This window comes from Bradyrhizobium sp. (genome assembly GCF_030654605.1).
Lineage (GTDB): Bacteria > Pseudomonadota > Alphaproteobacteria > Rhizobiales > Xanthobacteraceae > Bradyrhizobium.
In genome coordinates this window covers 20,661-41,099 of record NZ_JAURXB010000113.1, presented here as the reverse complement: position 1 = coordinate 41,099, position 20,439 = coordinate 20,661, and the positions used below count along the sequence as shown (strand labels likewise).

The following is a 20,439-nucleotide window of genomic DNA, read 5'->3' as shown; positions in this document are numbered from 1 at the left end:
GGCCTCGAAGCCAAGGCCAAGGACAATCCGAAGGCGTTTTATACCAACGACTACCTGCCGAAGTAGGGCGTTGCTCTCTCAACGTCATTGCGAGCGCTGCGAAGCACTCCATGCTGTAACAAGCTGGATTGCTTCGTCGCTCTCCGCCTTCGCTCTGCGAGCTACGGCGGCCGCTGCTCGCAATGACGATTTTTCAACACCGTCTTCAAACGGACCGTGCTGAATGAACGCAGCGACCAACCCAGCCGGCGTCAATCAACCAGCCGCGCATCTTCGCGTCGTGTCCGACCGCGCGGGCTCAGATAAGGCCTTGGACGGCAAATCGGGCATCACACTCTCCGGTGTCTCGAAGACCTACCGGTCGCGCGATGGCGAGGTGGTGTCGCTAAAGCCGCTGGATTTCCACATCAATGCCGGCGAGTTCTTTGTCGTGGTTGGTCCATCCGGCTGCGGCAAGTCCACATTGCTGAAAATGATCTCCGGCTTGCTGGCGCCTTCGACCGGCGAGGTGTTCGTCGAGGGCGAGGCGGTGACAAAACCGCATGGCAATGTCGGCATCGTGTTCCAGAATTCGCTGCTGCTGCCGTGGCGCAATATCCTGGCCAACGTGATGTTGCCGATCGACATGAAGGGGCTGCCGCGCGACAAATACCTGCCGCGCGCCAAGGATCTGTTGAAGCTGGTCGGCCTCGAAGGGTTCGAGAAGAAACTGCCGTGGCAACTATCCGGCGGCATGCAGCAGCGGGCCTCGATCTGCCGGGCGCTGGTGCATGATCCCAAGATCATGCTGATGGACGAGCCGTTCGGCGCGCTCGACGCCATGACGCGAGAGCGCATGAATGTCGAGCTGATGCGGATCCAGCGCGAGACCGGCAAGACCGTGCTCTTGATCACGCATTCGATTCCCGAGGCCGTGTTCCTCGCCGATCGCGTGCTTGTCATGACCGAACGGCCGGGCTCGATCGCGGCGATCTACGACGTGCCGCTGCCGCGGCCGCGCTCGCTCGACGCCATGGCCGATCCCGTCTTCACCGAACTGGTGCAGCGCATCCGCAAGCATTTCTTCACCCAGAGCACGCTGGACTAAAGGTCAGGGCACCATGCCGCCACGCATCGCCGTGCGAGACATTTCATTCTTCGAGCGGCCGATCCCGTTCGCAAAGCCGTTCCGGTTCGGCAGCGTGGTCATCACCTCGTCGGTGCAGGTGTTCGTGCGCGCCGAAATCGAGATCGAAGGCAAGGGCACAGCCATCGGCGCCGCTGCCGAAATGATGGCCTCGAAATGGTTCGACAAGCGCGCGCATCTTTCGCCGCAACAGACCGTCGAGGAGTTGCGCCGCTCGCTGGCGATCGCGCGCGATCTCTACCTCGCGCGATCCGGATTCGACAGCGCGTTCGGGCACCACGCCGCGGTCATCGCCGCGCAGGTCGAGGCCTGCGCCAGGGAGGACATCCCGCCGCTCGCCGCCGGCTTCGGGCCGGCCGAGATCGACAAGGCGATCCTGGATGCGCTGCTGCGCGGGCTTGGCTCGAACTTCTTCGACGGCATGGCGCAAAATATCGCCGGGATTGATGCCCGGCTATCGCCCGATCTCGGCGATGCCGACATCGCGCAATTCCTCCGCGGGCGCCGGCGGCTGGAACGCGTCGCGATCCGGCACACCGTCGGCATGGACGACCAGATCGAGGGCGAGGGCGGCGTCGCCGACGTCAGGGAAAACGCCGGCGCCCGCTATTTCAAGCTCAAGCTCAATGGCGATCCCGACACCGACGCGGCGCGGTTGATCCGGATCGGCGCCGAACTGGCCACGCTGCCGCATGATTACAGCGTTACGCTCGACGCCAACGAGCAGTATGCGGATCTCAAAGCACTCGGCGCGCTGGTCGAGCATCTCGATTGCGATGCCGCGCTCAAACCGATCGGGGCGAAATTGCTGTATATCGAGCAGCCGATGCCGCGCGACAGCTTCAGGCAGTCGCCGCTCGGCGCGCTTTCGCGGCGCGACATCATCATCGACGAAGCCGACGATTCCTACGACGCCTTCCCGGCCGCCCGTGCGCTCGGCTATCGCGGCATCTCCTCGAAATCCTGCAAGGGCATCTACAAGTCTGTCGTCAACGCCACCCGCGCCGCCAAGTGGAGCGCGGACGGCGAGCGGTTCTTCATCTCGGGCGAGGACCTGACCTGTCAGGCCGGCCTCGGCGTGCAGCAGGATCTGGCGCTGGGCGCGTTGATCGGCGTCACCCATGCCGAGCGCAACGGCCACCATTATGTCGACGGCTTTGCCGAGACCCCGGCGGCCGAGGCAGAAGCATTTCTGTCAGCGCATCCCGATCTCTATATCGAGGAAGGCGCAAAGATCCGGCTGTCGATCCATGACGGCGATCTCCTGACGGAGTCGCTGACGGCGCCGGGCTTCGCCTCGAAAGTTCATCCGGAGTGGACGGCGTTGTCGCCGCTTCAACAACCAAAAGCAAAAACCCTGCAGGAGCAGTCAATATGACGACGCACCGCCTCGGCGTGATCATGAATGGTGTCACCGGACGCATGGGGCTGAACCAGCATTTGATCCGCTCGATCGTCGCAATCCGCGATGCCGGCGGCGTTCTGCTCGGCAATGGCGACCGCATGATGCCGGATCCGATTCTGGTGGGCCGCGATGCCGAGAAAATCGAGGGGCTGGCCAGGCGCTTCAACGTGACGCGCTGGACCACCGACCTCGACGCCGCCCTGCGCGACGAGAGCGACACCATCTTCTTCGACGCCGCCACCACCCAGGCGCGGCCGTCGCTGCTGACCAGGGCGATCAATGCCGGCAAGCACGTCTATTGCGAAAAGCCGATCGCGACCAACCTCGCCGAAGCCGTTGATGTGCTCAAGCTCGCCGCCGCCAAGGGCGTCAAGCACGGCACGGTGCAGGACAAGCTGTTCCTGCCGGGCCTGAAGAAGCTCGCTTTCCTCCGTGACTCCGGCTTCTTCGGCCGGATACTCTCGGTGCGTGGTGAATTCGGTTACTGGGTGTTCGAAGGCGACTGGCAGGAGGCGCAGCGGCCGTCGTGGAATTATCGCAGCGAGGACGGCGGCGGCATCATTCTGGACATGGTCTGTCACTGGCGCTACGTGCTCGACAATCTGTTCGGCGAGGTCGAAAGCGTCAGCTGCCTCGGCACCACTGACATTCCCGACCGCTGGGACGAGAAGGGCAAGAAGTACAAGGCGACGGCGGATGATTCCGCCTACGCCACCTTCAGGCTCAAGGGCGGCACGATCGCGCATATCAACATGTCCTGGGTGACACGGGTCTACCGCGACGATCTCGTCACCTTTCAGGTCGACGGCACCCATGGCTCGGCGGTGGCAGGACTTTCCGATTGCGTGATCCAGGCCCGCCAGGCCACGCCGCGGCCGGTATGGAACCCGGACGAGAAGCGCACCCACGACTTCTATTCAGACTGGCAGAAGCTGCCGGAGAACACCTCCTACGACAACGGCTTCAAGGAGCAGTGGGAAATGTTCATCCGTCATGTCTGTGAGGACGCGCCCTACAAATATACGCTGCTGGAAGGCGCCAAGGGCGTGCAGCTCGCCGAATGCGCGTTGCAGAGCTGGCGCGAGCGGCGCTGGATCGACGTCGCGCCGATCAACGTCTAGAGGAGAGGGACATGAACAAGCCGGTGATGCCGCTCTCGTCGCTGTCGCTGAAGCTGCCGAAGGCGGATCGTTCGATAGAGACCTATCGACTGGCGGCGGCGCGCAACTTTCCCGCCAAACTCGAGGGCACGCTGAACCGCGTCGCTTTCTCCGCCGCGCATGTGGTGGCCGATCCGCTGGCCGACGTCGATCCCTGGCTTGCTTCAGCGGTCGACTGGGACCGCACCATCGCCTTTCGTGAACATATCTGGGACCTCGGCCTCGGCGTCGCCGAAGCCATGGACACCGCGCAGCGCGGCATGGGGCTGGACTGGCCGACCTCGCTGGAACTGATCCAGCGCTCGGTGCGCGCGGCGAAGGCGAGGGGCGGCGCGCTGGTGTTCTCCGGCGCCGGCACCGATCACCTGGCGGTGGAAGATGCCAGGACTATCGACGACGTGATCCGGGCCTATGAGGAGCAGATCGCAGCGGTCGAAAAAGCCGGCGGGCGAATAATCCTGATGGCCTCGCGCGCACTGGCAAAACTCGGCCGCAACGCCGACGACTACGCCAGGGTCTATAACCGCGTGCTATCGCAGGTCCGCGAACCCGTGATCATCCATTGGCTTGGCGACATATTCGACCCGGCGCTGGGGAACTACTGGGGCACCGAAAGCCTAGATACCGCGATGGATATCGCGGTCGGCATCATCAACGCCAACGCCGCCAAGGTCGACGGCGTGAAGGTCTCGCTGCTCGACAAGCAGCGCGAAATCGACATGCGCCGCCGGCTCGACAAAGGCGTGAAGATGTATACCGGCGACGACTTCAATTACGCCGAACTGATCGCCGGCGACGACAAGGGGTTTTCCCACGCGCTGCTCGGCATCTTCGACGCCATCGCGCCGGCGGCGTCCTACGCGCTGTCGCGGCTTTCTGCCGGCGACGAGGCCGGCTTCCACGACGTGCTGGGGCCGACGGTGCCGCTGTCGCGCCACATCTTCAAGGCGCCGACCCGCTTCTACAAGACAGGCATCGTGTTCATGGCCTACCTCAACGGCCATCAGGACCACTTCACGATGGTCGGCGGGCAGGAGAGCACGCGCTCGACGCTGCATCTGGCCGAACTGTTCCGGTTGGCGGACCAGGCGGGATTGCTTTCCAACCCTGAAATGGCGACGCGGCGCATGAAGGCGGTGCTGGCACTGCGCGGTATCGAGGCGTGATGCGGGATTTTTCCGCCGACCATCGCTGGCTGTCGCTCAACACCGCGACGGTGCGCAAGCAGGGCGATCTCCTTGCGATCATTGATGCCTGCGCGCGGCATGGCATCCGCGCCATCGACCCCTGGCGCGACCAGGTCGCGGCGGTCGGACTTGATCGCGCGGCGCGGGCGGTGCGTGACGCCGGGCTCGAACTGACCGGCTATTGCCGCGGCGGCATGTTCACCGCGGACGCCGCGCACCGGATCGAGGCACGCGACGACAACCGCCGCGCGGTCGACGAAGCCAAAGCGCTCGGCGCGCCCTGCATCGTGCTGGTGGCCGGCGGCCTGCCGCAATATTCGCGGCCGGGCAGCGCAGTCTCCAAGGACATCGGTGAAGCGCGCGCCCAAGTGGATGACGCCATCGCCGAGATGATGGAATATGCCAAACAGGCCAACATGCCGCTGGCGATCGAGCCGCTGCATCCGGCCTATGCCGCCGACCGCGCCTGCGTCAATACGACAAAACAGGCGCTCGATATCTGCGACCGGCTCGATTCCGCCCGCACCGGCGTCCTCGGCGTCGCGCTCGATGTCTATCACATCTGGTGGGACCCGGAATTGCTGCCGCAGATCGCGCGGGCCGGAAAGGACCGCCTGCTGGCGTTTCATGTCTGCGACTGGCTGGTGCCGACCAAGGACATCCTCAACGACCGCGGCATGATGGGCGACGGCGTGATCGACATCAGATCGGTGCGTGCAGCGGTCGAGGCGGTGGGCTTTTCCGGCTATTCCGAGATCGAGATCTTTTCCCATGATTGGTGGGAAAAACCGATGGAAGAGGTGCTGCGGACCTGCATCGAGCGGCACCGCTCGGTGGTATGAGCTCACGCCATTCTGCATTGGGGGATTGTCGTGCCGAACCGCACCCGGCCCTTGCGGTTCGTCCCAACCTTGTTGATATCAGTTCGGCCGGCCAAACCGCCGGCTGTCTGGGAGCCACATCGATGACCGAGCCCGCCGAATACACGCCGCCGAAAGTCTGGACCTGGAACAAGGAGAGCGGCGGAAAATTCGCCGGCATCAACCGTCCTGTCGCGGGCCCGACCCACGACAAGGAATTGCCGGTCGGCCGCCATCCGCTGCAGCTTTATTCTCTGGCGACCCCGAACGGCGTCAAGGTCACAGTAATGCTGGAGGAACTGCTGGCGCTCGGACACAAGGGCGCGGAATACGATGCCTGGCTGATCAAGATCGACGGCAACCAGTTCGGCAGCGGCTTTGTGGCGGTCAACCCGAATTCCAAGATACCGGCGCTGATGGACCGCAGCGGCCCGGTGCCGATCCGGGTGTTCGAATCCGGCGCCATCCTGATGCATCTGGCGGAAAAATTCGGGACACTGTTGCCGACCGATATTGCTGCTCGCGCGGAATGCCTGTCGTGGCTGTTCTGGCAGATGGGCAGCGCGCCCTATCTCGGCGGCGGGTTCGGCCACTTCTACGCCTATGCGCCAAGCAAGATCGAATACGCCATCGACCGCTTCGCGATGGAGGTGAAGCGCCAGCTCGACGTGCTGGACCGGCGTCTTGCAGAAAGTGAATATCTCGCCGGCAAGGACTACACGATCGCGGATATCGCGGTCTGGCCCTGGTACGGCAGCCTGGTCAAGGGCGTGCTGTACGGTGCCGGCGAATTCCTCGATGTGCAATCCTACAAGAACGTGCAGCGCTGGACCGACGCCATCGCCGCGCGCCCGGCGGTCAAGCGCGGACGCATGGTCAACCGTACCTGGGGCGAGCCCTCGAGCCAATTGCACGAACGCCACGAGGCGAGCGATTTCGATACCAAAACGCAGGATAAGCTCGAGGCCGTTCAGGCCGCTGCGGGTTAAGTGAAATTTTCAGGGTGGGCAAAGCCGGCGGCCGCGCGAACGCGCTTCGCCGATCAGGCCGCGCCCGCCACCCTGCCGCGCGAGGAGAGCAACAGCCGGATCTGCGTTGCCGGTAGCGCCGGGCTATACAGATAGCCCTGCATCTCGTTGCAGCCGAGCGCGCGCAGCATTGTCCGTTGCGCCTGGGTCTCGACGCCCTCCGCGACCGTCGTCATGTGCCTGGCGGTCGCGATGTTGACGACGGCCTGAACGATGCAGGCCGATCCGTCCGCTTCCGCGATGTCCTTGATGAAGCAGCGGTCGATCTTGATCTTGTCGAACGGGAAGCGCTGCAGATAGCTCAGCGAGGAATAGCCGGTGCCGAAATCGTCCAGCGCGATGCGCACGCCGAGGCTGCGCAACTGATGCAGTGTGGCCAGTGCGGCTTCGTCGTCTCGAATGAGAACCGCCTCGGTAATCTCCAGTTCGAGGCGATGGGCCGGGAGGCCGGAGACCGCGAGCGCGGCGGCGACCTTCAGCGCGAGAGCCTGGCTTCGGAACTGAACCGGCGAGACGTTGACCGCCACCCTGACGTGATCCGGCCATGTTGCGGCTTCGGCGCAGGCCGCGGCCAGTACCCATTCACCGAGCGGGATGATCAGGCCGGTTTCTTCGGCCACAGGGACGAATTCCGCGGGTGAGATCGGACCCCTTGTGGGGTGATGCCAGCGCAGCAGCGCTTCGCAACCGCTGATCGCGTTGTTCGCGAGATCGACCAGCGGCTGGTAGTGAAGCTCGAGACCGCCGACGGCGATCGCCTGACGCAGATCCCGCTCCAGAAGACGCAACGCCTTCACCCGTGCATCCATGGCCGGTTCGAAGAAGCGCGAGGTGCGCCGCCCGTCGGCCTTGGCGGCATACATCGCCAGATCCGCATGCTTCAGCAGCTCGTTGAGATCGGCGCCGTCCTGCGGAGCCAGCGCAATGCCGATGCTGGCGTCGGTGGTGAGCAGGTGACCTGCGCAGTCATACGGCTCGCGAATCGCGGTGTAGATTCGCTCGACCAGGTGTGTGGTGTCCGCCGGCCGCTCGACCGCCAGCTGGATGATGGCACATTCGTCGCCGCCCAGCCGGGCCACGAAATCGGTGGCCGCGATGCACCCGCGCAGGCGGCCGGCCACCGCTCGCAGCAATTCGTCGCCGATCGGGTGTCCGAGCAGGTCGTTGACGCTCTTGAATTCATCGATGTCGATATAGAGCACCGCCAGCTGTCCGCCTTCCGCCAGGCCGTCGAGCGCCGCGGCAAGCTGCTCGCGAAACAGCGCCCGGTTCGGCAGGTCGGTCAGCGCATCGTAATGCGCCATATGCGCGATCCGCTCGTCGAACCGCGCGCGCTCCGTGATGTCCTCATGGGTCGCCAGCCACCCGCCGCCCGCCACCGTCCGGTTCACCACCTGGACCGAACGTCCGTCGGCGGTTGGCAAGATGAGCTGCGTCACCTTCTCTTGCACGACGTCATCCAGGATCGTCGCATAGTACACTTCCCCGTCGCCTTTGAACGACCCCGTCTGCCTGCGATGTGCTATCAGCTCACGCAGGGTGCAGCCGGGTTTGACCACGTCCCGCGAAAGCCCGTACATTTCGATGTAACGCTGGTTGCAGACGATGAGCCGCTCCGATCTGTCGAACAGCACCAGGCCCTGCGTCATGTTGTCGAGCGCGATATCGAGCCGCTGCTTTTCCAGCATCTCCAGGCTTTGCGACTGCCGGAGCTTTTCGTTGAGGTCCTCGATGTCGTGGCGCTGGCGTTCGAGCGACGCGGCGGTGCCGTTCAGAACCCTCATCAGGCTGCCAAGCTCGCCCCTGGGATAGGGCGGCGGAATCCGCGCGGCGAGGTCGCCGGCACCGAGCCGGCCGGCCATGGCCGCGATACGGCTGATCTGGACGCGAATTCCGACTTCCGCCAGCAACCAGACGCCGGCGAACAGCAACAGCGAGAGCACACCGAGGATGGCCATGTCTTCGGCGAGACGGCGGTTCGGCGCCGCCACCAGTTCGGATTTTGAACGACCGACCATGACATGCAAATTGACGCCGCCGACAGCGAGCGTCTCGGATGCGGACCAGACCTGGGTTTCGCCGCTGGCATTCACCAGCTCTTTCGAGCCGCCGCGATCCGCCGCAACGCGGAACATGGCGGAATCCGCGATCGAAGCGCCCGGCCCGCCGGCTCCAAGCGGCGCCGGTGACCGGCTCAATACCGTACCGTTGCGGTCCGCCAGCAGGACTTCGAAGCCGCGCGGCAAATTTTCGATTTGCTCCTTCATGAACCTGGTGAGGTCAAGCGAGGCCAGCAGGACGAACTCCAGCCGCTGGGACTCATCACGCACGGGATAGGCGATTTGCAGCACCGCGGAACCGGTGAGGCGTCCAAACACCGGCTCTATGACGATGCTATCGGCTGCGTTCGAGGCCTGCCTGAAATAGTTGCGATCGCGCAGGTCGAGCACGCGCCCGGTGCGCAACGAATCGCATAACAGGCCGCCATTGGGATCGATGGTCAGGATGCCCGTGTATTGGGGATGCTTCGCGAGAACCTCGGAAAGGAAACCGGAACATACCGCCTTGTCGGGACTGGCGAGGTCGCGGGCCCGCGCCAGACCGACGTGAAGCTGGCTGGTGCCCTGGATCCGCGTGTCGAGGTTCGTTGCGATGGAGCGGGCCGTCGCGGCCAAACCACTGATGGCAGCGTCGATGTCCTTGCCGCGATCCTCATAGTATCGCCAACCCACCAGGATGGCCGGCAGCAGAGCGGTGCCCAACACCAGCAATAACAGGCGGACGCGGATACTCACAGGCGATACACCCTGAACGAACTGATGAGAAAATCTGGATCGCCGATCCCCGGTCTGACAGCGGGGGTCGCCTTAAATGAATTGAGGCAACAGTCTGCCGCAAATCCTTAAAGGCCGGTTTGCGAGCGCGGGCGGTAGTTCTACGGGGGCTGGGCTCTCACCCTGCAGGGGAGTGTACGATCAAGACTCCGACGAACCCGGATGGCCGACCCGATCGAATTCCCTAACCATCTTCGGCGGCTGCAATTTCCGCCGGTATTCCGCGGGGCCGATGCCGGCCAGCCGCCGGAACAGGCGGCGGAACGACGACGCATCCTCATAGCCGACCTCGCGGCCGATCGCTTCAACGGCCGTGCTGGTGGTTTCCAGTAGCTGCTTGGCTTCCTCGATCCGCAACGCCTGAATATAGGCCAGCGGAGAATAGCCGGTGGCGGTCCTGAATCGCCTGTCGAAGCTGCGCTTCGGCAGGCCGGATTGCCGGACCAGGTCGCCCACGACATCGGCCTTGTCGTAATTCTCCGCGATCCATTGCTGCGCGCGCTCGATCGTGGCGTCGCCATGGTTCACGTTCTGGATCATGCTCGCATAGGGCAACTGTCCGTCGCGGTGCCACTGATACAGGAACATTTTCGACAGGCGGATGGCTTCGGCGGTGCCGGCGAATTTGGCCACCAGCAGCAGCGCCAGATCCTGCCAGGACGATGCGCCGCCGGAGCAGACGATGCTGTGGCCATCGCCGCTTTGGACGATCAGACGGTCGGCGTGCAGCGTCACGTCGGGGTACTGCTCCTTGAACAGCGCGGCGTAGCTCCAATGCGTCGTTGCCGCTTCGCCTTCAAGCAGGCCGGCCTCGGCCAGCACCAGCGATCCGCCGCAGGCCGAATAAAGCGCCGCGCCCTGGCCATGCATCGCCTTGATCCAGTCCAGCAACCTGCGATCCAGCCTACGGAGGCAGGCCGCCGATTTCACCAGAACGTTCGGCACGAACACGACGTCGGTCCGGTTCACCTCGTTGATTCCATCCTGAGGGATGATGCTGACGCCGGTCACGAGCTGCATCGCCTGTTTCGAGGTCGACACGATTCGCGGGATGAAGACCGGATGATCTTCGTTGTCGCTGAAGTCGCGGCCCGCCGCCCACAGGGTGTCGAATATGCCGTAAACGATCGACGGATCGCATTCGGGAAAGAGCACCAGGCTCACATGAACTTGATCTCGCGTGGATGAATTTCGCATCGATTTGGCTCAACCACCCCGGAAGCGGCCATTTTGCCACTCAACGGCGTCTGCAGCCAGCTCTATTAGATCGGCCATCGACGCATTTCGTCGCGGGCAGCCACGCCCGAAAATCAACTTCGAAAAGGTCTGGGTTCGATGTGCCGAAGCAAGAGCTTCTACGATCGTCATATTTCGCCGCGCCTGGTCCATGCCGGATGCAGCGTCGAAGAGTTTGCAACCATGCGCAAGCGGATCGTGCCGCGCGCCCGCGGGATTGTGGTCGAGGTCGGCTTCGGCTCCGGCCTCAATCTGCCCTATTACGATCCGAAGCGCGTCGACCTCTTGATCGGCATCGAGCCTGATGAGGCGATGATCGAGCTGGCGCAGCAGGAGCTGGACAAGATGGCTTTCCCGGCCGAGTTGCGCCAAGGCGTTGGCGAGAAGCTGCCGCTGAAGGACGCCATGGCCGACACCGTGGTGGTGACTTACGCGTTCTGCACGATTCCCGAACCGGCCAAGGCACTCGACGAGATCCGGCGTGTGCTCAAGCCGGGCGGCACGCTGCTGTTTTGCGAGCATGCCCGGGCCGAGGGCTGGCGGGGAAGCCTGCAGCGCGGCTTGAACGGCGCCTGGAGCGGACTGTTCGGCGGTTGCAACCTGACGCGCGATCCGGTTTCTGCCATCGAAGCCGCCGGCTTTACGACGGATGATGTGGTCGTCGAGCGCTTTTCGCTGCCCCGGGTGATGCTTGGCATGCACTATTCCGGACAGGCGCATGTGCGACGCGGCAACGTTACGGGCCTTGCGTCGGAGAAACGGGAAGAGGAGGGTGCGGGTTAGGCCCCCGCTTCTTCTTGCTCTTGGTCGACCGTGCTCGGCGACGGCCATGCGAAGTCAACATTTTGAGGGGTTTTCTCCCGCCTGATCGACGACAAATTCGAGACGCTATGGCATATTGCCGGAAGGCACAGCTTCCGATGCTCAGGTAAGCTCTGCATAAGGATTGATGTAAATGGCCAGAACCGATTTCGACGATTTTGTAAAGCGACAGCAAGAGCTATCGGCTGCTGCAGAAGAGAAGATACCCTTCGATCCGAAGAAAGAACTTGCGGAGTGGCTCGGTCGTTTGAACGCTCTCTATTCGGATGTTCAGGCCTATTTAAAGGATTATATCAGTGGAGGCTCTATATCATTCAAGATTGATAATAAAGAATTGAACGAAGATTTCAGCGGTCCTTACATTGCACCCAGAATGGTCATTCGAATTGGTCTGCAAGAAATCAGGCTTGAGCCGATCGGCACGATGCTCATTGGATCAAGGGGGCGAGTGGACGTTGTTGGACCGGCGGGAACGTCCAGACTGACTCTGATGAATAAGAAAATAACGAGCGCACATCAGCTTGTCAGCGTCACTGTCATTGACCCGAAGAACCCGCCGGCAGCAAAAAAGCCCATAGGCCAGGAAATTGAATGGGCTTGGAAGATAGTGAGTCGTCCACCAGCCTTGGGTTTCATCGAGTTAAACAAAGAATCGTTCTTGGAAATGCTGTTGGAAGTTAGCAATGGCTAGGGTGGCGTTTTCAAAACTGAACGTCAGCATTGCAGAGTTTGCGCTCCATCATTCTGATATTGAGGAATCGCTGCGGCTCTATTTCAGCCCCAATGCCCCGACATTTGGCGCTCGATTTTTTGGAGATCTCATAGAGGAGGTAAATGAAAAGCTGGAGCAGAGACTCGCCGAAATCGATATGGCGTCCGCTCTTACCGTGCTGTCGGCATTAGAAGCAGCATTTCGAATCGACTATCTTCAGCGATGCTATCGCAAAGAGAAAGACCCGCTGTCGCGTGCCTTTCGTGACCTTCACAAGCGGAAACAGACGAGAGTGCGCCTTGAGACCGAGATATTCGATGCATGGAAAGAAAACACGGATGTTGAGGCAAAGCTGATCGGCGATTTACGCAGCGCGTTCAAATTTAGACACTGGCTCGCTCATGGCCGATATTGGGAGCCCAAGTTCGGACGAGAATACGACTTCGTCACGGTATACGGCCTCGCTGCGAGCGTACTGTCCAGTTTCCCTTTGCTCGGGCCGTCAGCAGAAATGCCGTAAGGACGACGCAGACGACTGGACGAGCCTAACCATGTTGGACCTGGACTCAAACCGTGCACGGCACGCTCAAAAACCCGCGAAACCGGGCGCGGCCGCCGCGTACCGGCGCGCCGTTCAACGCGTAGTTCGGAAACCGCGCCAGAAATCGCGAAATCGCGATCGCGCCTTCGAGCCGCGCCAGCGCCATCCCGGCGCATTGATGCGCGCCGGTGGCGAAGGCGAGGTGCCGGTTCGGGGTGCGGGCGATGTCGAGGGTTTCCGGATCGGCGAATTGCGCCGGATCGCGGTTGGCAGCCCCGATGCACAGCGTCACCGGCGTGCCCGCGGGAAGCGTCACGCCGCCGAGTTCGACTGGCTCGGTGGTCATGCGGTTGCCGAGCTGGTTCGAGCTTTCGAAGCGCAGGATTTCCTCGACCGCGGTCTTGATCAGGTCGGGATGTTCGATCAGCCGCTTCTTCTGCTCGGGATTGCCGGACAGCGCCACCAGCCCGTTTCCGATCAGGTTGGTGGTGGTCTCGTGCCCGGCGTTGAGCAGGAAGATGCAGTTGTGCAGCAATTCCTTCTCGGTCAGCCGCTCGCCATTGTCCTCGCCCTGAATGAGGCGGGTCAGCACGTCGCGTTCGCCGTTGCCCGGCTTTGCACGGCGCCGCGCCACCAGGATTTCCAGATAGGCGAGAAAATCCGTCACCGCCTTGTTGCCGCGGGCAAAGACTTCCGGGGAGATCACCGGCTCGAGCGCGCCCAAAATTGCCAGCGACCAGTCGCGCAGGGGGCCGCGTTCGTCCTGCGGCACATCCAGCAGATTGCCGATCACCTCGATCGGAATCGCGGCGGCAAAGTCGTCGATCAGATCGACGCCGCCCTTGGCGGCGATCCCGGCCAACAGCCGGTCCACCAGCGCGATGATATCGGGCTCCATCTCGCCAATGGCGCGCGGCGATAGCGCGCCCATGATCAGCCGCCGCACCCTGGTGTGCGCCGGCGGGTCGTTGAAGACGAGGCTGGTGGTGTGGTGCTCGTAGAGCGGCGAATCGCCGTATTTCGGGAAAAACTCCCTCCGCTTGTCGGAGCTGAACTGTTTGGTGCTCTTGTAGGCGCTGACCAGGTCGTCATAGCGGGTCAGAAACCAGGAGCCGTTAGGCATCCGCTTGACCGGCTCATGCTCCCGCAGGGCACGATAGGTCGGATAGGGGTCGGCATAGAATTCGCCCGTCAGCTTCTCGATATTGAAGTCGGCGGCCAGCTCCCGTGCACCCAAGTTCATGGCTCTTCGTGCTCTTTTTTGAAGACTGAAAATGCGGCTCTTGCCGATGGCGCCCGAAGCGTGACGGGTCAAATTAGTCGCATTTGCAACTATCTTAGACTGCGTCCCAGGTCTGGCGTCAACTCCAATGGAACTATGACGTTTGGCTCATTCGACGCCGTTCCCATTGAGGCAACCAGGCATTTGTTGATATTGCATCGCAATATCATGCTTGACATTTGGCTTGGTGAGTGATTACTCACGCGCCATGAGTGCCCCCCTGCGAATGACCAGCGACCTGAGGCGGCAGCTCATCCTCAGCGCCGCCAAACGTTGCTTTGCCCGTCACGGCTTTGCCGGGACGACGACCAAAAGCGTTGCCGCGGCGGCCTCCATTTCGGAAGGACTGCTGTTCAAGCATTTTCCGTCCAAGGCCGCGCTGTATGCGGAAATCCTGGCGGAGGAGTGCGAGGCCGATCCCGATCTGATGCATCTGCTCGGGTTGGAGCCATCGACCGCGACCCTGGTCGAACTGGTCCGCGGTATGGTCGAACATTTCATGCAGATCACGGTCGATGAGCAGGAAGCGCAACGCCTCCGGCTGATGACCACCAGCCATCTCGATGACGGCGAATTCGCCCGGCTGCTTTACGGCAAGGTCGGGGATCTGATCAGTCCGGTATTCATTTCATCGCTCGAGCGCGCCGTGGCGGCGGGCGAGGCGTCGCGGATCGGAAACGAGCCGCTCAATTTGTTCTGGTTTGCGCATCACACGGTGATGATGGCGGGTCTGACGAAACTTCCGGCCGTGCCCTGTCTCACTTACGGCAATGCAGCCGATCTCGAGCGGCAACTTTGCGAATTCATCCTCCGCGGAATTGGACTTAACGAAGCCGCAATTGCTTCTCATTTGGACCGCGAAGTGTCGCCGGCTCCGGGGCAATCGGTTCCTGCAGAAAGTGCATGAGATGAACATTGTGACCGAACCCAATATCGCCGGCAAGCCGATCACCGAGAAGCCGCACAAGCGTCCGGTGCGGATGGTGCGCTGGTTCATCATCGTCGGGCTGCTGCTGGCGTTGCTGGTCGGCGGCATCGTCGGATTCAACTGGTTTCGCGGCAAGATGATCGCGCAGTTCTTCGCCACCATGAAGCCGCCGCCGACCGTGGTCACCGTCGCCGAGGCCAAATCCGAGGTGATTCCGAACCTGCTGAAGGCGGTCGGCGATCTCGCCGCAGTGCATCAGGTCAACGTCACTTCCGACGTCAGCGGGCGCATCACCGCCATCATGTTCACCGCGGGCTCCACCGTTAACGCCGGCGCGCCGCTGCTGCAATTATTCGATGGGCCCGAACAGGGCGACCTCGCGAGCTTCAAGGCCCAGGCTACGGTGGCGCAGCTGTCGCTGGAGCGCGCCAAGCAGCTGGCATCGCGTCAGTTCGGTCCGCAGGCGACGGTGGATACCGCGCAGGCCGCCTATGACCAGGCCCAGGCCGGTATCGCCAAGACCCAGGCGATCATTTCGCAGAAGCTGGTGCGCGCGCCGTTCGACGGCGAACTCGGCGTCCGCAAGGTCGAGGTCGGACAGTACCTCACCGCGGGGACGCAGATCGTGTCGCTGACCGATCTGTCGAACCTCTTCGCCAATTTCACGACCACGGAAAAGGACAGCGGGCTGCTCAAGGTCGGGCAGACCGTGCGCATCGTCGTCGATGCCTATCCCGGCAAGACCTTCGAAGGCAAGATCACCACCATCGAGCCCCAGATCAGCAGCGACACCCGCAACATTCGCGTTCAGGCCACCATCGCCAATCCCGATCGCATCCTGAAGCCCGGCATGTTCGCGACCACGACGGTGGTGCTGCCGGACAAGCCCGCCGTGGTGACCGTGCCGGAAACCGCGATCGATTACACGCTCTATGGCGATTCGGTTTATCTGATCACGGAAAAGAAGGCGGATGACGGCAAGGTCAGCCTGACGGCCGTCCGCACCTTCGTGCGTACCGGCGATCGGATCGACGGGCGCGCCGTCATCACCACCGGGGTGAAGCCGGGCGATCGCGTGGTGGCGGTCGGGCAGCTCAAGCTGCAATCCGGTGCGGCGGTCGCCATCTCGACCGATCCGCCGCCGCCGATTCCGGCCCAGGCGCCGCGCAACTAAGCAATTCCACGCGGGCCTGATGGTTCCCGCACCAAAGAACGACCACGGAGCGCCTGTAATGGCTTTTACGGATATCTTCATCAAGCGCCCCGTGCTGTCGCTGGTTGTCAGCCTGCTGATCCTGCTGATCGGCTTCAAGGCCGCGACGTCGCTGCCGATCCGGCAATATCCCAAACTGTCGAACACCGTGATCACTGTGACGACGGTTTATCCCGGCGCGTCGCCGCAATTGATGCAGGGGTTCATCACCACGCCGCTCGAGCAGGCGGTGTCGGCAGCCGAAGGCGTCGACTACATCACCTCGTCCTCGACCCAGGGCCAGAGCCTGATTTCGGTTTACGTCAAGCTCAACTTCGATCCCAACCAGGCGCTGACCGAAGTGATGGCGAAGGTGAACTCGGTCAGGTACCTGATTCCGCGAGAGGCCAACGACCCGGTCATCGTAAAGACGACCGGTCAGACCACGGCGGTCATGTATCTCGGCTTCTCCAGCGATGAACTCTCGGGATCGGCGATATCGGACTACCTGACGCGCGTGGTGCAGCCGATCCTGTCGACCGTCGATGGCGTGGCGTCGGCCGACATTCTCGGCGGACAGACTTTCGCGATGCGGATCTGGCTCGACCCGGCGCGGATGGCCGGGCGCGGCGTATCGCCCGACGACATCGCTGTGGCGATCCGGGCCAACAACTTCCAGGCTGCCGCCGGCCAGGCCAAGAGTTATTTCATCGTCTCCAACGTCACCGCCAATACCGATCTGCAGAACGTCGATCAGTTCAAGCGCATGACCGTCAAGGCCAAGGACGGCGGCTTCGTGCGGCTGGAAGACGTCGCCACCGTCGAACTGTCGGCGCAAAGCACCGACGCCAGCGTCGCCTTCTCGGGCGAGCGCGCGATCTTCATCGGCGTGCAGGCGACGCCGCAGGGCAATCCGCTCAACATCGTCACCGGCGTGCGCGCGCTGTTTCCGGAGCTCGAGCGCAACCTGCCGCCATCGCTCAAGATGAAAGTCGCCTACGACTCCACCAAGTTCATCCGTTCCTCGATCGACGAGGTACAGATGACCCTGATCGAGGCGGTCGGCATCGTGGTCGTGGTGATCTTCCTGTTCCTGGCCTCGTTCCGCTCCGTGATCATTCCGGTCGTCACCATCCCGCTGTCGCTGATCGGCGTCTGCAGCCTGATGCTGGTGGCCGGATTCAGTTTCAACCTGCTGACGCTGCTGGCGATGGTGCTGGCGATCGGACTCGTGGTCGACGACGCCATCGTGGTGGTGGAGAATATCCACCGCCATCTCGAGGAGGGCAAATCGCCGGTGCAGGCCTCGTTGCAGGGCGCGCGCGAGATCGTCGGCCCGGTGATTTCGATGACCATCACGCTGGCCGCGGTCTATGCACCAATCGGATTCCTCGGCGGTCTCACCGGTTCACTGTTCCGGGAATTCGCCTTCACGCTGGCGGGATCGGTGATCGTTTCCGGCGTGATCGCGCTGACGCTGTCGCCGATGATGTGCTCGGTGCTGCTCAAGCAGGAGCAGAGCGGCTGGTTCGCCCGCAAGGTCGACAGCGTGTTCGGCGCCAGCACGCGCTGGTACGGCAGGCAACTCGACCGCTCGCTCGACTATCGCCCGATCACCGCGATGTTCGCGGTGACGATCCTCGGGCTTGTGGTGTTTCTCTATCAGAATACCCCAAAGGAGCTGGCGCCCGAGGAAGATCAGGGCATCGTGTTCGCGGTCGTGAAGGCGCCGAAATACGCCAATATCGACTACACCGATTTCTACAGCCGCAAGATGGACAAGGCGTTCGCGGCGTTTCCCGAGACCGACCTGCGCTTCGTGATCAACGGTACCGCCGGTCCCAGCAACGGTATCGCGGGCATGCTGCTGAAGCCGTGGGACGAACGCGAGCGTTCCTCGATCAAGCTGAAGCCGCTGGTGCAGGCGGAGCTCAGCAAGATCGAAGGCGTCAATGCGTTCGCGTTCAACCTGCCGCCGCTGCCGGGCGGTCCGGGCGGCTTGCCGGTGCAGATGGTGATCAACTCCACCAACGGTTACCAGGCGATCTATGAGGAGATGCTGAAGCTGAAGGACGCCGCGCGCAAGAGCGGGCTGTTCATCGTTGCCGACAGCGATCTCGACTTCAACCAGCCGGTGGTACGGGTGAAGATCGACCGCTCCAAGGCCAATGACCTCGGCATCACCATGGCGCAGGTCGGCGGCACGCTGGCGACGCTGCTTGGTGGCAACTACACCAACCGCTTCAATCTCGAGGGGCGGTCGTACCAGGTGATCCCGCAGGTGCCGCGCGGGCAGCGGTTGTCGCCGGAATCGCTTGCGAATTTTTACGTACCGACCGCCGCGGGCCAGCAGGTGCCGCTGTCGACGGTGGTAACGATCGAGACCGCGACCGATCCCAATGCGCTGACGCATTATAACCAGCTGAACGCCGCCACCTTCCAGGCGGTGCCGATGCCGGGCGTCACGGTCGGCCAGGCCGTGAATTTCCTCGAGGGCGCGGCCAGGAACCTGCCGGCCGGCTACAGCCATTCCTATCTGGCGGATTCCCGGCAGTATGTGCAGGAGGGCAATCAGCTTGCCATCGCATTCGGCTTCGCGCTGATCATCATCTTCCTGGTGCTGGCGGCGCAGTTCGAAAGCCTGCGCGATCCCCTGGTGATCCTGATCAGCGTCCCGATGGCGATCTCGGGTGCGTTGATTCCGTTGTTCTTCGGGCTCGCGACCATCAACATCTATACCCAGGTCGGGTTGCTGACCCTGATCGGACTGATCAGCAAGCACGGCATCCTGATGGTCGAGTTCGCCAACGAGCTGCAGCTCAAGGAAGGGCTCGACAAGCGTTCGGCGATCGAGATGGCGGCACGGGTCCGGCTTCGTCCGATCCTGATGACGACGGCTGCGATGGTGACGGGCTTGCTGCCGCTGCTGACGGCATCGGGCGCCGGTGCTGCGAGCCGGTTCTCGATCGGCCTTGTCGTGGTGTCCGGCATGATGATCGGCACGCTGTTCACGCTGTTCGTGCTGCCCGCGGTCTATGTGGCGATTGCAACCAATCACCGCGCAAGCGCCGAATCCCAGCGTACCCGGGAGATCGAGGATTTCGATCTGGGTCTGAAGACGCTGAAGACCAGCTGAGCCCGCATAAGTACTTCCTGAGCGACAGTGGATTTAACCCCGCTGTCGCTTTCGTTTTGCCCCGTGCTATCTTGCCCGTGCGGACGAACGACGATGGCGTCCGCATGAAGCATCAAGAAAAGCACCCAGGGGGGCACCCAACATGACGCAAGAGTTTCCGGCCGGCAATTACAGCTTCACTCCGGCGGTGTTTCAGTATTCGAGCGGCGCGGCCGCCAGCCCCGGCTATGAGGTCGAGCGGGTGCGCTTCGACAAGATGCCGCCTTTGGCCGATGGTTTCGCGCTGATCAGGCAATATATCGAGGCGGCGGGACGGCCGCTGACCTCGTTCTGCGCCTGCGAACTGCGCTCGCCGGCGGCGTTCACCGAAGACGGATTTCTGAAGTTCAACCAGCACTACGTCAAGACACTGGCGGAGTGGGGCCTGTTCGACGGGTCAACCAATCCGGTGGCGCGCAGCAATGTCTGTCCGGAGATCGATCCGCCGGTCGAGCCGTCCTTTTTCGCCTTCTCGTTCACGCGCCCGAGCGGCAACCCCAGCCCGAGTTTCGTCATCGCCGGCGGCGCCGAATCCCGCGACGGCCCCGGCACCTATCCCGAGCGCACCGTGCGCTACCGCGATCTCAGCCCGGATGGTTTGAAGGAAAAGGTCCGCTTCACCGTCGCCTCGATGGAAAGCCGCCTCGGCGCCTTCGGCTTCGGCTGGAAGGACACGACGGCGGCGCAGGCCTATACCGTGCACGATTTTCATCCGGTCATCGTGGATGAGCTGGTTCGCCGCGGCGTCATGCGATCCGGCCTGATCTGGCATTTTGCGAGGCCGCCGGTGATCGATCTGGAATACGAGATGGATTGCAGGCGCGTGCTGCGGGAGACGGTGATTTAGGCGGCACTCGTCTTTCCCTCTCCCGCTCTTGCGGGGGAGGGTGCCGAGCCCAAGGGTCGGCGCGAAGCGCCGCCCGAGGCGAGGCGGGTGGGGGCTCTCTCCGC

16 protein-coding genes are annotated in these 20,439 nt (G+C 62.7%); 13 read left to right on the top strand and 3 right to left on the bottom strand.

Annotation, left to right across the window (positions count from 1 at the left end; translation table 11 throughout):
* Positions 1–223: 223 nt before the first annotated feature.
* The 6 genes from Q7U29_RS11160 to yghU all read left to right on the top strand — a co-directional run bounded on the left by Q7U29_RS11160 (position 224) and on the right by yghU (position 6,727).
* Positions 224–1,087 carry an ABC transporter ATP-binding protein gene (locus tag Q7U29_RS11160; RefSeq protein ID WP_304741335.1) on the top strand — a complete coding sequence of 288 codons (864 nt, stop codon included), beginning with the start codon at positions 224–226 and terminating at the stop codon, positions 1,085–1,087.
* A 13-nt stretch (positions 1,088–1,100) separates the two neighbouring features.
* A complete protein-coding gene (locus tag Q7U29_RS11155; RefSeq protein WP_304741333.1) occupies positions 1,101–2,504 on the top strand; it encodes a hypothetical protein in 1,404 nt (467 codons plus the stop codon).
* Entirely contained in the window at positions 2,501–3,652 is a 1,152-nt protein-coding gene (locus Q7U29_RS11150; RefSeq protein ID WP_304741332.1) for a Gfo/Idh/MocA family protein, read from the top strand. The genes Q7U29_RS11155 and Q7U29_RS11150 overlap by 4 nt, the downstream gene beginning before the upstream one ends.
* Before the next feature lie 11 nt (positions 3,653–3,663).
* Positions 3,664–4,857: a dihydrodipicolinate synthase family protein gene (locus tag Q7U29_RS11145; RefSeq protein WP_304741330.1), complete on the top strand. Its 1,194-nt coding sequence runs from the start codon at positions 3,664–3,666 to the stop codon at positions 4,855–4,857.
* Positions 4,857–5,720 carry a sugar phosphate isomerase/epimerase gene (locus tag Q7U29_RS11140; RefSeq protein ID WP_304741328.1) on the top strand — a complete coding sequence of 288 codons (864 nt, stop codon included), beginning with the start codon at positions 4,857–4,859 and terminating at the stop codon, positions 5,718–5,720. The genes Q7U29_RS11145 and Q7U29_RS11140 overlap by 1 nt, the downstream gene beginning before the upstream one ends.
* Before the next feature lie 122 nt (positions 5,721–5,842).
* Positions 5,843–6,727: a glutathione-dependent disulfide-bond oxidoreductase gene (yghU, locus tag Q7U29_RS11135; protein WP_304741326.1), complete on the top strand. Its 885-nt coding sequence runs from the start codon at positions 5,843–5,845 to the stop codon at positions 6,725–6,727.
* Between the two features lie 53 nt (positions 6,728–6,780).
* Here yghU and Q7U29_RS11130 read toward each other — a convergent pair whose 3' ends face one another.
* The gene (locus Q7U29_RS11130; protein ID WP_304741324.1) at positions 6,781–9,561 is read right to left on the bottom strand and encodes an EAL domain-containing protein; all 2,781 of its coding nucleotides are present in this window, start codon (positions 9,559–9,561) and stop codon (positions 6,781–6,783) included.
* Positions 9,562–9,741: 180 nt separating this feature from the next.
* Entirely contained in the window at positions 9,742–10,764 is a 1,023-nt protein-coding gene (locus Q7U29_RS11125) for a GlxA family transcriptional regulator (protein WP_304741322.1), read from the bottom strand.
* Between the two features lie 255 nt (positions 10,765–11,019).
* Between Q7U29_RS11125 and Q7U29_RS11120 the strand changes: the two genes are divergently transcribed.
* The 3 genes from Q7U29_RS11120 (at position 11,020) to Q7U29_RS11110 (ending at position 12,890) form a co-directional block, all read left to right on the top strand.
* Positions 11,020–11,619, top strand: a complete 600-nt coding sequence (locus tag Q7U29_RS11120; protein ID WP_304741320.1) for a class I SAM-dependent methyltransferase — start codon at positions 11,020–11,022, stop codon at positions 11,617–11,619.
* A gap of 172 nt (positions 11,620–11,791) precedes the next feature.
* Positions 11,792–12,349, top strand: a complete 558-nt coding sequence (locus tag Q7U29_RS11115; protein WP_304741318.1) for a hypothetical protein — start codon at positions 11,792–11,794, stop codon at positions 12,347–12,349.
* Positions 12,342–12,890, top strand: coding sequence for a hypothetical protein (locus tag Q7U29_RS11110; RefSeq protein ID WP_304741316.1), 549 nt, complete (start codon positions 12,342–12,344; stop codon positions 12,888–12,890). The genes Q7U29_RS11115 and Q7U29_RS11110 overlap by 8 nt, the downstream gene beginning before the upstream one ends.
* Positions 12,891–12,936: 46 nt before the next feature.
* Here the strand turns inward: Q7U29_RS11110 and Q7U29_RS11105 are convergent, their stop codons facing one another.
* Complete coding sequence (locus tag Q7U29_RS11105; protein WP_304741314.1) at positions 12,937–14,154, bottom strand: cytochrome P450; 1,218 nt, start codon at positions 14,152–14,154, stop codon at positions 12,937–12,939.
* Positions 14,155–14,419: 265 nt separating this feature from the next.
* Here Q7U29_RS11105 and Q7U29_RS11100 point away from each other — a divergent pair, with 265 nt between their 5' ends.
* The 4 genes from Q7U29_RS11100 to Q7U29_RS11085 all read left to right on the top strand — a co-directional run bounded on the left by Q7U29_RS11100 (position 14,420) and on the right by Q7U29_RS11085 (position 20,335).
* Positions 14,420–15,100 (top strand): TetR/AcrR family transcriptional regulator, encoded by a 681-nt coding sequence (locus tag Q7U29_RS11100; RefSeq protein WP_304741339.1) that lies wholly within the window; start codon positions 14,420–14,422, stop codon positions 15,098–15,100.
* Between the two features lies 1 nt (position 15,101).
* Positions 15,102–16,295 (top strand): efflux RND transporter periplasmic adaptor subunit, encoded by a 1,194-nt coding sequence (locus Q7U29_RS11095; RefSeq protein ID WP_304741312.1) that lies wholly within the window; start codon positions 15,102–15,104, stop codon positions 16,293–16,295.
* A 58-nt stretch (positions 16,296–16,353) separates the two neighbouring features.
* Positions 16,354–19,449 (top strand): multidrug efflux RND transporter permease subunit, encoded by a 3,096-nt coding sequence (locus tag Q7U29_RS11090; protein ID WP_304741310.1) that lies wholly within the window; start codon positions 16,354–16,356, stop codon positions 19,447–19,449.
* A 142-nt stretch (positions 19,450–19,591) separates the two neighbouring features.
* Positions 19,592–20,335: a hypothetical protein gene (locus Q7U29_RS11085; RefSeq protein ID WP_304741308.1), complete on the top strand. Its 744-nt coding sequence runs from the start codon at positions 19,592–19,594 to the stop codon at positions 20,333–20,335.
* The last annotated feature ends 104 nt before the right edge of the window (positions 20,336–20,439 follow it).